The sequence below is a fragment of the Mesorhizobium sp. WSM4836 genome, from assembly GCF_055811815.1.
In genome coordinates, this window is the sequence record NZ_JBVVQF010000004.1 from 83,675 (window position 1) to 98,584 (window position 14,910).

16 protein-coding genes and 3 pseudogenes are annotated in these 14,910 nt (G+C 62.2%); 9 read left to right on the forward strand and 10 right to left on the reverse strand.

Annotated features, from left to right (window positions below):
- Positions 1–2: 2 nt before the first annotated feature.
- The 3 genes from AC0L2P_RS06535 (at position 3) to AC0L2P_RS06545 (ending at position 1,882) form a co-directional block, all read left to right on the forward strand.
- Positions 3–707, forward strand: a complete 705-nt coding sequence (locus AC0L2P_RS06535; protein ID WP_473500407.1) for a DNA alkylation repair protein — start codon at positions 3–5, stop codon at positions 705–707.
- Positions 667–1,248: a GNAT family N-acetyltransferase gene (locus tag AC0L2P_RS06540; protein WP_473500408.1), complete on the forward strand. Its 582-nt coding sequence runs from the start codon at positions 667–669 to the stop codon at positions 1,246–1,248. Before AC0L2P_RS06535 ends, AC0L2P_RS06540 begins: the two co-directional genes overlap by 41 nt.
- A 61-nt stretch (positions 1,249–1,309) precedes the next feature.
- Positions 1,310–1,882: a DUF3299 domain-containing protein gene (locus tag AC0L2P_RS06545; protein WP_473500409.1), complete on the forward strand. Its 573-nt coding sequence runs from the start codon at positions 1,310–1,312 to the stop codon at positions 1,880–1,882.
- Positions 1,883–1,893: 11 nt separating this feature from the next.
- Here the strand turns inward: AC0L2P_RS06545 and AC0L2P_RS06550 are convergent, their stop codons facing one another.
- The 4 genes and pseudogenes from AC0L2P_RS06550 to AC0L2P_RS06565 all read right to left on the reverse strand — a co-directional run bounded on the left by AC0L2P_RS06550 (position 1,894) and on the right by AC0L2P_RS06565 (position 4,491).
- Positions 1,894–2,385, reverse strand: a complete 492-nt coding sequence (locus tag AC0L2P_RS06550) for an Lrp/AsnC family transcriptional regulator (protein WP_006333679.1) — start codon at positions 2,383–2,385, stop codon at positions 1,894–1,896.
- A gap of 198 nt (positions 2,386–2,583) precedes the next feature.
- A pseudogene (locus AC0L2P_RS06555) lies at positions 2,584–3,275 on the reverse strand (uracil-DNA glycosylase family protein).
- Positions 3,215–3,826 (reverse strand): glutathione S-transferase, encoded by a 612-nt coding sequence (locus AC0L2P_RS06560; protein WP_473500410.1) that lies wholly within the window; start codon positions 3,824–3,826, stop codon positions 3,215–3,217. Before AC0L2P_RS06560 ends, AC0L2P_RS06555 begins: the two are co-directional and overlap by 61 nt.
- Before the next feature lie 41 nt (positions 3,827–3,867).
- Positions 3,868–4,491 (reverse strand): thermonuclease family protein, encoded by a 624-nt coding sequence (locus AC0L2P_RS06565; RefSeq protein WP_473500411.1) that lies wholly within the window; start codon positions 4,489–4,491, stop codon positions 3,868–3,870.
- Positions 4,492–4,566: 75 nt separating this feature from the next.
- On the opposite strand from AC0L2P_RS06565, the gene AC0L2P_RS06570 reads away from it, so the two are divergent.
- Positions 4,567–6,081 carry a sensor histidine kinase gene (locus AC0L2P_RS06570; protein WP_473500412.1) on the forward strand — a complete coding sequence of 505 codons (1,515 nt, stop codon included), beginning with the start codon at positions 4,567–4,569 and terminating at the stop codon, positions 6,079–6,081.
- A 4-nt stretch (positions 6,082–6,085) separates the two neighbouring features.
- Here the strand turns inward: AC0L2P_RS06570 and AC0L2P_RS06575 are convergent, their stop codons facing one another.
- Positions 6,086–7,084 (reverse strand): nicotinate-nucleotide--dimethylbenzimidazole phosphoribosyltransferase, encoded by a 999-nt coding sequence (locus tag AC0L2P_RS06575; protein ID WP_473500413.1) that lies wholly within the window; start codon positions 7,082–7,084, stop codon positions 6,086–6,088.
- Positions 7,085–7,281: 197 nt separating this feature from the next.
- On the opposite strand from AC0L2P_RS06575, the gene AC0L2P_RS06580 reads away from it, so the two are divergent.
- The gene (locus AC0L2P_RS06580) at positions 7,282–7,515 is read left to right on the forward strand and encodes a DUF1289 domain-containing protein (RefSeq protein ID WP_031193575.1); all 234 of its coding nucleotides are present in this window, start codon (positions 7,282–7,284) and stop codon (positions 7,513–7,515) included.
- Between the two features lie 13 nt (positions 7,516–7,528).
- Positions 7,529–8,233, forward strand: a complete 705-nt coding sequence (locus AC0L2P_RS06585) for a TIGR02281 family clan AA aspartic protease (RefSeq protein ID WP_473500414.1) — start codon at positions 7,529–7,531, stop codon at positions 8,231–8,233.
- Positions 8,234–8,241: 8 nt separating this feature from the next.
- Here the strand turns inward: AC0L2P_RS06585 and dusA are convergent, their stop codons facing one another.
- Positions 8,242–9,237: a tRNA dihydrouridine(20/20a) synthase DusA gene (gene dusA / locus AC0L2P_RS06590; RefSeq protein WP_473500415.1), complete on the reverse strand. Its 996-nt coding sequence runs from the start codon at positions 9,235–9,237 to the stop codon at positions 8,242–8,244.
- A gap of 175 nt (positions 9,238–9,412) precedes the next feature.
- Positions 9,413–9,760 (reverse strand): hypothetical protein, encoded by a 348-nt coding sequence (locus AC0L2P_RS06595; protein WP_473500416.1) that lies wholly within the window; start codon positions 9,758–9,760, stop codon positions 9,413–9,415.
- A gap of 186 nt (positions 9,761–9,946) precedes the next feature.
- Between AC0L2P_RS06595 and AC0L2P_RS06600 the strand changes: the two are divergent.
- Positions 9,947–10,036, forward strand: a pseudogene (locus AC0L2P_RS06600) (hypothetical protein); the annotation flags it as partial.
- 336 nt (positions 10,037–10,372) lie between these two features.
- The gene (locus tag AC0L2P_RS06605; protein WP_473500417.1) at positions 10,373–11,131 is read left to right on the forward strand and encodes an SDR family NAD(P)-dependent oxidoreductase; all 759 of its coding nucleotides are present in this window, start codon (positions 10,373–10,375) and stop codon (positions 11,129–11,131) included.
- 407 nt (positions 11,132–11,538) lie between these two features.
- On the opposite strand, the gene AC0L2P_RS06610 is transcribed toward AC0L2P_RS06605, so the two are convergent.
- The gene (locus tag AC0L2P_RS06610) at positions 11,539–12,456 is read right to left on the reverse strand and encodes an NADP-dependent oxidoreductase (RefSeq protein ID WP_473500418.1); all 918 of its coding nucleotides are present in this window, start codon (positions 12,454–12,456) and stop codon (positions 11,539–11,541) included.
- A 240-nt stretch (positions 12,457–12,696) separates the two neighbouring features.
- On the opposite strand from AC0L2P_RS06610, the gene AC0L2P_RS06615 reads away from it, so the two are divergent.
- Entirely contained in the window at positions 12,697–12,810 is a 114-nt protein-coding gene (locus tag AC0L2P_RS06615) for a hypothetical protein (protein WP_473500419.1), read from the forward strand.
- A gap of 120 nt (positions 12,811–12,930) precedes the next feature.
- Here the strand turns inward: AC0L2P_RS06615 and AC0L2P_RS06620 are convergent.
- Together AC0L2P_RS06620 and AC0L2P_RS06625 are read right to left on the reverse strand one after the other, a co-directional pair.
- Positions 12,931–13,645: pseudogene (locus AC0L2P_RS06620) on the reverse strand (aspartate/glutamate racemase family protein).
- Between the two features lie 29 nt (positions 13,646–13,674).
- A complete protein-coding gene (locus AC0L2P_RS06625; protein ID WP_473500420.1) occupies positions 13,675–14,907 on the reverse strand; it encodes a MalY/PatB family protein in 1,233 nt (410 codons plus the stop codon).
- Positions 14,908–14,910 lie beyond the last annotated feature (3 nt).

Here is a 14,910-nt window from a genome sequence, read left to right on the forward strand (position 1 = left end):
CCGTGGCCGAGCTTTCGCCTCAATCCAGCGCCGATGAAATCGTCGCTCATCTGCGCTCGATCGCCTCGGAGGAAAATCGACTTGGCATGCTGCGCTACGGCATCAAGATCGAACGTGCGCTCGGTATCTCGCATGGCGTGCAGCGGCAGATTGCCAAGAAAATCAAGCGCAACCATGAGCGTGCCTTCGAGCTTTGGCGGACAGGCATCATGGAGGCGCAGTTCATCGCTTCCGTGACGGCCGATCCGGAGCGGTTCTCCGCCGCCGATGCAAGACGATGGGCGGCGACTTTCGATTCCTGGGATATCGTCGACGGCGTCTCCGATCTCTTTGTCGATACGGAGTGCTGGAGGGAACTGATTGCCGAATTCGCGGCCGACGAACGGGAATTCGTTCGACGCACGGCTTTTGCGATGATGGCCTGGTCGGTGGTCCACAGGAAGAAGGAACCCGAGACGACCTTTTTTGAATTCCTGTCGATCATCGAAGCGCATGCGACCGACGGCCGCAACTTTGTGAAGAAGGCCGTAAACTGGGCGCTTCGTTCGATCGGCAAGCGATCGGTCAATTTGCACGGCCCTGCCCTTGCCCTGGCGCAAAAACTGGCTGCCTCGACGGACAAGACTGCACGCTGGATCGGCAAGGACGCCGTGACGGAACTCTCCGATGCCAAGACGCTCCAACGGCTCGCCGCCAGAAAAGCTTGACCTGAGCCAAGTGCGCTTCACGGAGGTGACGCAATCGACGCGCGCCGATTTCGAAAACCTGTTCGAGCAACCCGGCGGGCCAAAATACTGCTGGTGTATGGCCTGGCGCAATCTCGACCACCGCGAGCATGTCGGAAACGACGAGAGGAAACGCGCGATGATTGCCCTGATCGGCGCCGGCACGCCGGTCGGCATTGTCGCCCAGGTCGATGGCCGGACCGTCGGCTGGTGCTCGGTCGCGCCGCGCGAGACCTACCGCAAATTGTCACGGCAACAGGACGATAGCGAGACGGGCATCTGGTCGATCGTCTGCTTCTATGTACCGAGAGCGCTGCGCGGCGGCGGGCTGGCAAGCGCATTGCTCGACGCGGCGATCGATCACACCTTTGCCAAAGGCGCCAGGACGATCGAAGCCTATCCCGTCGACCGGGCCTCACCGAGCTACAGCTTCATGGGTTTTCGCGACATGTTCGTCGCTCGCGGCTTTCGCGAGATCGGCATGACCGGCTCGCGCCGGCATGTCATGCGGCTTGAACGTTGACCTGTGGGCAGCGGCAGCATTACTTGATGTCCGCAGATCAAGGCTCAACAGCGGAGCAGCGATGAGCAACCCTTTTAAATCAGGCGCGGTCTTGGCGACTGCCTTGTTGGCGTCCGCCATCGCGGCAAGCGCTTCGGGCGGAACCATGCACATTTTCTGGAAAGATCTGCGCCCGGCTACCCAGGCAGCCGCCGAAAGCGTCGGACTGCCGGTGATCGCGGCCAAAATGCCGGATCATGGAGAAACCCTGTCTCTCAATTTGCAGAACCAGACCGTGCAGCTCGCGGGCTACGCACTGCCGGTCGATCGCGACGGTGATCTCGTCTATCAATTCCTGCTGGTGCCCTGGACAGGCGCCTGCAGCCATATGCCGACGCCGCCGCCCAACCAGATCGTCCTCGTCACGCCTGCCCAACCCTACCGGATGTCCGAGGCCTACCAGCCGGTTTCGGTGACGGGCACATTGCAGCCGGGCATGGAGAACAGCCAGCTTTTCATCCTTGACGGGGTCAGTGTCATCCAGTCGGGTTACACTGTGCGCAAGGCCGAGGTGGTCGACGTCGACATCGTGCCGGACACAATCACGCTTCCGGTCAACTCGCCGTGGACTTTTCTCAACAAAAAGAAGAACTAAGCAGAAGAACCTCAGGCGGCGTTGGCGCCGGACTCCTTGTCGAGCACCATGTAATCCAGCGGCATCTCGGTGGTGTATTTGATCTGCTCCATGGCGAAGGAAGAGGACACGTCGCGGATCTCGATCTTGGCGATCAGCCGCTTGTAGAAGGCGTCGTAGGCGGCGATGTCCGGCACCACGACGCGCAAGAGATAGTCGACATCGCCGCTCATGCGGTAGAATTCGACCACTTCGGGAAATTCCTGGATGACCTCCGAAAAGCGCCGTAACCATTCATGGCTGTGCGAATTGGTGCGGATCGAGACGAACACCGTGACCCGCACATTCACCTTTTCATGGTCGAGGATGGCAACGCGCCGCTTGATGACGCCCTCTTCCTCGAGCTTCTGGATGCGCCGCCAACACGGTGTCGTCGACAGGCCGACCTTCTTGGCGACGTCGGCGACTGCAAGCGTCGCATCCTCCTGCAGGAGGCGGAGGATTTTTCTATCGAGGCGGTCCATTTGGTGCTCCCCTGATGCAAGTCGTCCAAGTGCGCAGCGGCCTTGCGCAACGACATGCATAAACAAGAATTTAACGCGCGTTCCCTCATGCGGCAGGCGCTTCGAGGAATAGATTACCATATTCCCTCTTGTCGTGGCCTATTACAAGAAAGAAATTCTGTTGGATTGCTCAAAAGCGAGTGATTTCTTGCTGAATGCTTACCCAAGGCGATAGCGGATTTCCGATCTCAGAAAGGGCAGCAAATCCATTTCAAACCATGGATTGCGCTTCAGCCAGCCAGTGTTGCGCCAGGACGGGTGCGGCAGCGGCAGAACCTTCGGTTCGGTCGGCGCTGCCCAGATGGCGCGCCAGTTCGTGACTGTTTCCGTCAGCGAGGGACGGCGCGCCGCGCCCATATGCCAGCTTTGCGCGTAGATGCCGATGGTCAGCACCAGATCGACTTGCGGCATCAGCGCCATCAGCGACGCGCGCCATGCCGGCGCACATTCGCGGCGCGGCGGCAGGTCGGCGCCCTTGGCGTCCTGACCTGGAAAGCAAAAACCCATCGGCACGATGGTAAACTTGTCCGTGTCATAGAATTCCTCGTTACCGACGCCCAGCCAGCTTCGCAGCCGATCGCCGGAGGCGTCGGTGAACGGCATGCCTGACACGTGGACCTTGGTACCCGGCGCCTGGCTGGCGATCAGGATGCGGGCGCTCGAAGATGGCCTGAGCACCGGACGCGGCTGGTGCGGCAACGGCCTGCCGGCTGGCTTATCGACGCAGATGCGGCAGGCGCGTACCCTCGCCGCCAAGGCTTCCAGCTCTTCACTCATTCGGAACTCATTGTCAGGCGGCGGCACTCGGCCGGCTGGAGATTTCTCGATACCAGCGCAGCACGTTGGTGCACTCTTCGGGTACCTTGATGCGAGCCGGTTTCATGAAGTCGATGGCGACCAGCCCGGTGATGTCGGCGATCGAATAGGCATTGCCGGCGACGAATTCCCTGCGGGCGAGCTCAGCGTCCAGAAATCTCAGGAATTCGATCGCCTTGGGCTTGTTGGCCTCGCCCCATTCGGGGATTTGCGGGATCTCCCATTCCCTCATTGCGGGGTGGATATGCCGGAACGCCGCGGCCACGCAGCCGAACAGATTGAACTCCACACGCCTTTGCCACATCTCGACGATTGCCTTGCCGAGCGCCCCGCGCCCGAATAAAGCCGGCTCGGGGTGCAGTTCCTCGAAGTAACGACAGATTGCGACGGATTCGGTGATGATGGTGCCATCGTCGAGCTCGAGCACCGGCAGACGCTTCAGCGGATTGCGCGAGCTGACCGGCTGCTCTTTGTGCTCCAGTGCGCCCATGTCGACGGGCACCAGCGGAACCTGGAGTCCCTTTTCGGCCAGAAAAATCCGAACCCGACGTGGATTGGGCGCGCGCCCGCCGTCGAACAGCTTCATCTCTATCCTCCTCGTCCGTCCCGGCGAATTATAGGCACAGCTCACCAGAAGCGAAAAATCTCTCGCAATGCATCGCCGATCGACGCCAAGGTGCCGTGCTTTCTTTCGACCAGCTCGTGGCCGTGGCTCTCGCGCCAGTTCTTCGGCTCGTCGAAAGTTCCGGCCCAGATGCCGGCTTTGCCCGCGCGCGCAGCAGCTTCCTCGGTCTCGAAATCGCCAAAGGCGACCGCCCAGCCGGCCTCGATCTGCGCGCGGTTGAGGTCCTTGCCGCCGGCCTTGCAGTCGCCGAGCAGCCTGCCATAGCGGTCGCGCTGCCAGCCGCTGCATGAGACGGCTTTGCCGGCTATCAACCGCATTAGGGACTGCCGCGCGAGCTTGCCGCAGGGATAATCGGCACCGTCCTTGCGGCAGATCTGCGAATATTCCGGGGCGTCGATGCCACGCATCCGGATGCGCTCGTTGCCGAGAGTGATGCTATCGCCGTCATTGACGATGGCCGCGCCCTCCGTCTTGCGCGTCTCCACCCGGTCGAGGCGCGCCGCCAGTAGGATCAGCAGGCCAAGCACGATGAATGTCAGCCCATAGTCCACCAGCCTGCGCCACAGGCTTCGCGGAAGCGGCGCATAGTATCGCTGGCGCGGCCATCGCGACCACGAACGGCTCATATGGCAAACCGTTGGTTAATCATTCGATCGTAGCTTAACGATTTGAAATTGCTGCCCGCGTAAATTGAAGACTTCATGCCCCTGCAACGCTCGACCACGGCGGACAAGTTTATTGTGGACCGCAGGAAACGCCATCGCAACAGCGATGTCGCGCGCGCGGTGCGCAAGACGCGCGACCGTCTTTCGCAGCAGGCCGGAAATCCCGACTTCGACCGCGAGCTGTTGAAGCTCCACGCGCTTTCGATGACCGGCGGCGTGATCGTCATCCCGCTGCTCGTTCTGGCAACGGCCGCGGCAGGCTTGCTCGCGGGCATCGGCAAGGAGATCGGCGTCTGGGCGCTATTCACATTCATCTGCTATACCATCGTCGCATTCATGGCCAGACGCGTCACTCAAGCGTCCGAGCTCAACCCGCTGGAAACGCATAGGGATTTCCTGATCGGCCATTTTCTTTGCGGGCTTGGCTGGGCTTGGTTCGCATGGCTCGGCTGCGAAACTTGCCAAATAGATCAGTTCCAGGTTGCCAAGGCGGTGGTGCTGCTGCTCGCCATGTCGGCAACCGCGATCCTGGCCTCGTCCCTGCGCGGTGCGCTGTTGGCGACCTTCGCCCTCCCGGTCGCCATTTATGCCTATGCCAGCGCTAAATTATGGATGCCGGTCGAAATGATCATGGCCGGGTTGCTGATGGCCTCGTTGCCTTTCTTCGCCTATGTGGCCCGCCAGCTCAACCGTTCCTCGCTGATGCTGCTGTCGTTCCGCTCCGAAAAGGATGCGCTGATCGCGGAGGTGGAGACGGCGAAATCGATGTCGGACGAGGCACGGCGGCGGGCAGAAGACGCCAATCTGGCGAAATCGCGGTTCCTGGCTTCGATGAGCCACGAACTGCGCACGCCGCTCAACGCCATTCTTGGCTTTTCCGAAGTGATGGCCAACGAGGTGCTCGGCCCGATGAGCAATCCCACCTATCGCGACTATGCCCGTGACGTGCACGACTCCGGACAGCATTTGCTCGACCTGATCAACGAAATCCTCGATTTGTCGCGCATCGAAGCGGGCCGCTACCAGCTTAATGAGGAGCCGATGATGCTGCTCTCCGTCGTCGAGGATTGCTGCCACATGATGGAGCTGAAGGCGCGCAACAAGGACATCCGCATCGTCCAGGATTTCGAAAACGCCTTGCCGCGCCTGTTCGCCGACGAACGCGCGGTGCGGCAGATTACGCTCAATCTGTTGTCCAATGCCATCAAGTTCACCGCCACCGGCGGCGAAATCCGCGTGCGCGTCGGCTGGACGGCGGGCGGCGGGCAATATCTCTCCGTCAAGGACAATGGGCCGGGCATACCGGAGGACGAGATTCCGATCGTGCTCTCGGCCTTCGGCCAGGGCTCGATTGCCATCAAGAGCGCCGAACAGGGCACCGGGCTCGGCCTGCCGATCGTGCAAGGCCTGCTGGCCATGCACGGCGGTGAATTCCAGCTCCATTCCAGGCTGCGCGAAGGCACCGAGGCCACCGCCATCTTCCCGCTGAGCCGAGTGATGGAGGAACTACCGGCGCTGCCGACCAGGGCAGTTGCTTCGCGCCGGCGCTGAATGCCTAGCCGCGGACCGCGGCTGCCATGCCGGAGCTGGTCAGCGCGGCCGCCTTGACCAGGCCGGCGGCAAGAGCCGCGCCTACCCCCTCGCCTTGACTGACGCCCAGATCGAGTAGCGGGCGAAGGCCGAGGCGCTCGGCGGCCTTGGCATGGCCGGGCTCCGGCGACAGGCTTGCGAGGAGACAATGATGGAGCGCGGCGGGGTTGGCGGCATGCAGGACACCAGCGGCCGCAGTCGCCGCAAATCCATCGAGCAGCACCGGGATCTTCTGCATCCGCGCCGCCAGAATGGCGCCGCAGATCGCCGCGAATTCCCGTCCGCCAACCCGGCGTAGCGCTTCCAGCGGGTCCTTGAGGCTCGCGCCATGAAACGCGATTGCGGCATCGACCACCTCCGCCTTGCGCCTCTGCATCGGCCCGTCGGCCCCTGATCCAGGCCCGATCCAGTCGGCGCCGGTGCCGCCGAACAGTGCCGTGCAAAGGGCCGCGGCCACAGTCGAATTGCCGACGCCGAGGTCGCCAAGGCAAAGCAGGTCGGTGCCGCCGGCAATCGCCTCCATGCCGAAGGCCATGGTGGCGGCGCAACCGCGCTCGTCCAGTGCCGCATCCTGGGTGATGTCGGCTGTCGGAATGTGCAGAGCCAGATCGAACACCTTCAAGCCGAGATCGGTGGCGATGCAGATCTGGTTGATCGCTGCACCGCCCGCGGCGCAGAGCTCGACTGCATTTGCCGTGGCGGCGGCGGGGCGCGGCGAAATGCCGTGGCGGGTGACGCCATGATTGCCGGCGAAGATCGCCACCAATGGTCGCGTCACCGCCGGCGGCGAGCGGCCGCTCCAGCCGGCGAGCCAGGCGGCGATGTCCTCGATGCGGCCAAGCGAGCCTTCGGGCTTGTCTGCCTTGGCAAACAACTGGCGCACGCGGGTGTTGGCAGCCACATCTGCCGGCGGCAGGCTCACCAAGAGGTCGCGAAAATCGTCGAAAGGCAGCGCGCTGGTCATCTCGATAGCCGTTGTCTGTGTGAATTGGTGTGCGGCATAGCCGCCTTGGCCAGCCGGCACAACCTCAAGCCGGCACAACCTCCAGGCCCGGTACAACTTGGCGGTTTTGACGCGAAAGCACGCGTTGGCGGCGCATCCCGAAGGGCTTGCATTGACTTTGTCGTTGCACCATGTGGAGGCTAGCCAAGGAAATCCTTATGACGGCCATTGAATCCCCGTGCATCCTGGTCTGTTCGATCGATATGAAAACCGGCTTCTGTTTCGGTTGCGGGCGCACGCGCGAGGAAATCGCCGCCTGGATCGACATGACCCCGCAAACGCGCCGCAGCGTCATGGCCGAGCTGCCGGCAAGGCTGGAAACGGTCGAGCGACGCCCCCGCCGGGAAACCCGTCGCAGCCGCATGGCACGCGAACGCGACGCCCTCTCGTGAACCGGCCGCGGAGATGAACCGACTATTGTGGATTCTGATCATCGCGATCGGGGCGGGTGTGCTCCTGCTCATGCTCAACGATTCCGCCGGCAGTACGTTCGGCATTGAGAATTACGATTTCAGCCAGCTGATCTGGCTTGGCGCTTTAGCGGCACTCGTCGGCGCCGGCCTGCTCAGATCGGGCAGGCCGTTGGGCACCATCGCCCGCAGCCTCGGCGCCTGGGGCGCAATCGTGCTGGCGCTGATCGCCGGCTATCAGTACCGCTATGAGTTGCAGGATTTCGCCAGCCGCATCACCGCCGGCCTTGTTCCCGGCAGTCCGTTGGCGCTGGGCGTGGAAGGAGGCCATGCTACCGTCACCCTGGACAAGGCCGGCAGCGGCCATTTCGAAGCGCGCGTCACGATAAACGGCACACCGATCCTGACCGTTGTCGATACCGGCGCGACCAGCACCGTGCTGACCGCCGAGGACGCACTGGCCGCGGGGTTCAATTCGGCGGCTCTGCGCTTCACCATACCGATCTCGACCGCCAACGGCATGACGCGCGCGGCGGCGGTGCGAACCGATGAACTGTCGATCGGCGGCATCGTGCGCAAAGATATGCCCATCATGATCGCCGCCCCCGGCACGCTCGGCCAAAGCTTGCTCGGCATGAATTTCATCGGCTCGCTATCGGGCTTCGATGTCCGTGGCGATCGCATGATCTTGCGGGATTAAGTCCTTCCTCAGGCCGCCTCTGCGGTCCGACCGAAATCGACCTCTGCGAAAGCCCTCTTGAGCACCTCCGGCCCTGCACCCGGCTTTGTCGCATCGGTGGAAAGGATCTGCCGGTAGCGGCGCGCACCGGGCAGGCCGTGAAACAGCCCGACCATGTGCCGGGTGACATGCCCGAGCCGTCCACCCTGTTTGATATGGCGTGCGGCGTAATCCGCCATGGCATCGATCAGGGCGGCAAAATCGAACGGCTCAGCTGTGCCGCCGTAAAACGCGGCATCGATGCCGGTCAGTATCCCTGGCGTGTGATAGGCGGTGCGGCCAAGCATGGCGCCATCGACATGGTCGAGATGCGTCAGCGCCTCTGCGAGTGATTGAATGCCGCCATTGATGCCGATGAATTTGTTTTTCTTTCTGGCTTTCAGCCGATACACGCGGCCATAGTCGAGCGGCGGGATGTCGCGATTTTCCTTTGGGCTCAGTCCTTCCAGCCAGGCCTTGCGGGCGTGCACCCACAGCGCGTCGGCGCCGGCCGCGAAAACACCGTCGGCCAACGCATCAAGTGCCGGCTCCGGATCCTGCTCATCGACGCCGATGCGGCATTTGACGGTAACCGGTATTTTCACCGCCGCCTCCATCGCCGCGACGCAATCCGCAACGAGCACAGGTGACTTCATCAGGCAGGCGCCGAAGGTGCCCGACTGCACGCGGTCAGACGGACAGCCGACATTGAGGTTGATTTCATCATAGCCGAAGGCTTCGCCGATGCGCGCCGCCTCGGCCAGCTTTTTCGGATCGGCGCCGCCGAGTTGCAGCGCCACCGGATGTTCGCTGTCGTCGAAGCCAAGCAACCGCTCGCGTGCGCCGTGGATGACCGCATCGGCCACCACCATCTCGGTGTAGAGCAGCGCCTCGCGCGTCAGCTGGCGATGGAAGAACCGGCAATGCCGGTCCGTCCAATCCATCATCGGCGCCACGGCCAGTCTATGATCTTGATTTTTCAGCATTTTTTCTTTAACATCAAATCGTTAGAACCTACCTAGTGCACACGAATTTACGCCAGAATACGACCTTTTCGCCACGTTTCGATCTCTCAGTGCACACGGAGCGCACACGAAAAATGGCCACCTACACAAAGCTCTCGTCCGGTTCCTGGCGTGTCCAAGTCCGTCGCAAAGGTCGCTACATCAGCGAGACCTTCCTGCGCCGAGACGACGCACTGCACTGGGCAACCGAAGCCGAGCGCCAAGTCGATCGCGGTGAGACGCCGACCAAGTCCCGTATAGCGCGCCTGAAAACTTCGGCGAACTCATCGACCTTCATATCGACGACATGTGCGATGTAGGCAAGTCCCCTCGCCGCTCCAAGGCCGCGGCCCTCGATATGCTCCAGAGACATCTGGGTAAGTGCAACATCGCAGCCCTTCATCGCGAACGGCTCATTCGTTTTGGTCGCGATCGTGCCGCCCAAGGTGCCGGACCGATGACTCTCGGCATCGACAGCGGCTTTGTGGAATTCATTCTGGCTCATGCCGCTGCGGTGCACGGCCTACTACTAAAGATCGAACCGGTCGATCTGGCGCGTATCGCCTTAAAGAGGCTTGGCCTGGTCGGGAAAGGTCATCAGCGCGACAGGAGGCCGACCTAGAATGAACTCGGCAGGCTCATCGCCCACTTCGATGCAAACCCTCGTCAAATCGCGCCGGTCGGCCGGATCATACGTTTCGCAGTGGCTACCGCGATGCGCCAGGAGGAAATCTGCAAGGCGCGGTGGTCCGACATGGACGCCCGTACGCGGATGCTTCTGATCCGTGACTGGAAAGGCCCGCGGAACAAAAACGGGAACAATCGGCGCATTCCGCTGTTCGCGGCAACCGGATACGACGCATGGGCCATTGTCGAGGACCAACTGGCCGTTCTTCCGATGCAAGCCGTCGAGTTGCATCCGGCCGGCCGCGCGCCTGACACTCGCGATGTATTGCGATGGCGAGTTAAGTGCACTGTCACCGCAATTCCGCCTCGTTCGGCATGGCTTCGAGAACGCAAAGCGGCGCGGAATGTTGCAGAGCAAATCTTCGCAGCACCGTCGCCCAAAATGTGTGGTAAGACCGCGACGGCGGAACCAGCGGACTCTGATTTGACCATGCCTTCTTGTACCACCAAGCGTGCGCTGATCACCGGGGCGGGTGCTGCCGACGGCATCGGCTTTGCCATTGCGCGGCAGCTCGGCCTTGCCGGTCATGCCGTTTTCCTGAACGGTGCCAGCGCGCGTGTACTCGATCGCGCCGCCGAGCTTTGCTCCGAAGGCATCAATGCCAAATCCGCGGTCGCCGATCTCACCATCGCAGCCGAAGTCGCGCGGCTGCGGGCTGATGTCGGCGCTGTCGACATCCTGGTCAACAATGCCGGCATGGGCTCGCTGGCATCGCCCTCGGTCGACAAGGCGTTTCTCGCCATGACCGAGGCCGACTGGGACCAAGGGATCGACGTCAGCCTGAAGACCGCGTTCCTGGTCACCCGCGCGTTTCTGCCGGCGATGGTCGAGGCAGGCTATGGGCGCATCGTCAATGTGGCGTCGGTTACCGGGCCGCTGGTGTCTTTCGAAGGCACCGCCGGCTATTCCGCCGCCAAGGCCGGCATGGTCGGCCTGACGCGCACGCTGGCGCTCGAAGTGGCAAAAAGCGGCATCACGGCCAACGCCGTGGCCCCCGGCTGGATCGAAACGGGCTCGTCGAGCGCAATGGAGCGGCAAGCTGCCCTGCACACGCCACCGGCGCGGGCCGGGCGACCGGACGAGGTTGCCGCGGCGGTGGTGTTCCTGGCATCGGAAGCCGCCAGCTACGTCAACGGCGCCCTGCTCGTGGTCGACGGCGGCAACAGCCTTCAGGAGCGCAAGGGCTGAATCCGAAAACGACCGGTCGTTCACGATCGGGTCGCGGGGGTCATGGAAAGCCTGGCTGTTGCGCGCACGGAGCTCAGCTGGGTAGAGCACCAGACCACGAATCTGGGGTCAGGAGTTCGAATCTCTTGCCTCACGTACACGATACACGGTCAATTGATCAGGCGACTATCGAAGCCTGTCAGTTTGAAGGTGCGATCATAATTGTGAACGGCGAAAGATTGGCTAAACAGCCATCCGAATACGCACCGCCCGCACCTGAAATTTCAAACTGAGACACTACCCATTCGACATCTCATGCCATGGGATATGGGTAGTTTCCCGGGTTGCCACGGGCGCGTCTCACAGGACGCAGATCGGCCGATCTGGACAGCACCGCCCGGCCGCGAGCATCGAGAGGCGCGTGTCGCTCACGGACGAACGCGGATGATCGTCTTCCCCGAGCGTCGCTCGGTCGGGTTGAAGGCGGAAACGGCATCGTCGAGGGACGAGATGTTGCCGATGTTCGTCCGGAGTCGTCCGTCCCGCACCCGCTGGACGATCTCACTCAGTTGAGCTCGATCGGACTCGACAACGAAGTCGACGGCCAGGCCATTGGCTGGTCGCACCTCGGGCGGCCCAACGACGGTCACCAGTGTTCCTCCGGCTCGAATCAGGCCTGCGGACCGCTTCTGGATGTCGCCGCCGATGACATCGAACACCAGATCGACACCGCCGACGTCTTCCAGGGCGTCGTTCTCGAGGTCGACGAACTCGTTGGCGCCGAAGTCGAGCGCTTTCTGACGGTCGGCAGCGCGTCCGGTGCCAATGACGTAGGCGCCGGCCTCTCGTGCGAGTTGCGTCACCATCGACCCGACTGCGCCGGCCGCACCATGCGCGAGGAGGCTCTGCCCCGCCTGAAAGCGGCCGTGCTGAAACAGTCCCTGCCACGCGGTCAGGCCCGAGATTGGCAGGCTCGCGCCCACCGTGAAGTCGACGTCGCCCGGCAGCGGCGCGAGGTTGCGCGCCTCCATGGCTACATACTCCGCCAGGGTGCCGTCGCGATACCAATCGGCGAGACCGAACACCCGCTGGCCCACCGAGAGCCCCGTCGTACCGTAGCCGAGGGCGGTTACCACTCCGGCGAGCTCGTGCCCGGGGATCGATGGCGTCCGGTCACGGTCGACGCGATCGGTCCAGGTCGATGGCCACGCCAACTCAGTCGGGACGAATCCCGACGCATGAACCTGAACGACGACGTCGTTTATGGCCGCCTGTGGCTTGGGTCGCTCCGCTAGCTTCATCCCGGCCGTTCCCGCGGTCTGATCCGTAACTGCGATTGCCTTCATCTGAATTAATCTCCTCGGTCATTTGTCGCGCGGCGATGCCCGATAGATATGTCCGGCTCTGGTCATGAAACAGGACCAAGATTGGCGGGAATGATGGTACCATTGCGCCATGGCCGCTGTGCCCATCCATCTCGACCGCGCCGCAAGGACGCCGCTGACGACGCAGATCTACCGGGCGGTCCGGGACGCCATCGAGACGGGGCGGCGGACCCGGGAGCAAAGCTTCCTTCCTGGCGTGACATGGCCGCTCAGCTCGGCGTTTCGCGGGGCACCGTACGCGTCGCGTACCAGCGCCTCATCGACGAACAGTTCGGGGTCGGCGCCGGCGCGGCTGGAACAGCGCTTCCTCGATAGTGGGTGTCACGATATAGCCGTCTCCCGCTAGCAAATTCCATGAATGACTCAGATATTTGTGGGATGCATGGTCAGTCGCTTTGTGCTCCGAACGCATTCCTTGCGAGGGGCCGCCCCAAGTCATTCAAACCTGTCTAGCCCCTTCGCGCGCGCCGGAATAGCCCAAACGCCACGCTTGGAGGGCGCAAGGCCGCAACGTATCAGAGTCTCCGCAAGCCCGACTGCAGCACCGACCCCATCCACGACGGGAATATCGTGCTTGCGCTGGAGGGCGGAGGCAAACTCGGCCATACCGGCGCAACCTAGTGCAACGCTCTCCGCTCCCAGCCTGATGCCTTCGCGTATGAGCTCCGAAATTCGTTCGGAGGCACCACTCTCAGATCTCTCCAACTCAAGTACCGGGATAGGAAGCAAGCACGCGCCGGCAGCGGTGGGAGAACCCGTAACGGCGAATGTTGTCTTCAATCAGCGGCGCGGAACGCGACAGAGTGATCACGACGCAGAAGCTGTGGGCGACAAGGCTGACGGCATGAAGCGAAGCCTCGCCTATACCGATGACGGGCTTGGTAGCGATGGCCCTCGCCGCGTCGAGACCCGTATCATCGAAGCAGGCAATGATATGGGCGTCGACATTGTCCATTTCGGCCGCGACCACCTGCTTGAGCAGGCCCGGTACGGAGAGTGCACCGTCAAATGGCCCTTCGATCGCTTCAGGTCCAGCCGTGGACTGCATGCCCACTATCTCGGTCCCGGGGCCAGCCACCGCCATGGCGGCTGCGACGATCCCCCTGGTCATCGAAGCGGTCGTGTTGGGATTGATGATGGCAATTCGCATTCGGAGCATCCTGGCTTGGTTCCGCTCAATCACAAGGATGCCAGCGCGTTGGACATGCGCTCCAGCCCTTGGCGCAACAGAGGACGCGGGCAGCCGACATTCAGGCGGATGAAGCCTTCGCCGCCAAGCCCATAGACGCGACCGTCGTACAGATTGACCCCGGCCTGATCGACAAAAAACTTCTGAATTCCACCCACTCTGCGATCGAGCGCGCACGCGTCCAACCACACCAGAAACGATGCGTCCGGCCGCATGGGCTTGATGCCTGGAAGGCGTTCAGCGGCGAACTCGCAAACCAGATCAATGTTGCTGGCGATGTAGCGCGTGAGTTGGTCGAGCCATGGCTCGCCGCTGCTGTAAGCAATCTCCAAGGCCAGGCGACCGAAAAAGTTCGCATTCACCATGAACGACGCCTGCATTGCGGCAAGGAGCTCGTCTCGGCGCTTTTTGTTGGCTACCGAAATTGTTGCCGAAGGGATACCAGCCAAGTTGAAGGTTTTCGTCGGCGCGGTGCAGATGAACGATCTCTGCGCAGCATCTTCCGAGATGGAGGAGAAGACGATGTGGGGGCGATCCGACAACCTTATGTCGCAGTGAATGTCGTCGGATATGACCAGGATCCCATGGCGCTCACAAATGTCGTTAAGCGCCGCCAATTCTTCGAATGTCCAGGCCATTCCGGCAGGGTTGTGAGGATTGCACAGCAGGAATGCCTTGGCACCGCCGGCCGCCAGTTTCTCGAAATCCTCCAGATCGAGCTCATATCTGTTGTTCTGCAGCCTCAGCCGGTTCGTAAGCAGAACCCGCCCGTTTCCCTGAACCACTTCGAAATAGGGCGAGTACACGGGCGACTGCACAATGACGCCGTCACCGGGCTTCGTGAAGGTGCGCAGTATCGCAGCCACCGATGGCATGATCGCCGGCGCGGGAAGCAAAGTCTCCAGTTTCGGCGACCAGTTGTGCCGGCGCGCGAACCACGATTGCACGATCTCATAGTGGCGTGGATCGCGGCGGGTGTAGCCGTAAATGCCGTGGTCCGCGGCCTCGCGCAGTCGCGCGATGACGGTTTCCGGGGCTCGGAAATCCATATCCGCCGTCCATAGAGACAGCAGGTCCTGGCCCTCGACCTGCGGAGAGAACTCGTCCCACTGGTTGGCCCATTTGACGGATCCGAATTGCTGGCGGTCGTGGATTTGGTCGAAATCTATTCCCGCGATATTTCGTTGCCCAAACGCCGATGCGGGCGTGTCTGCACAAGCCATTTG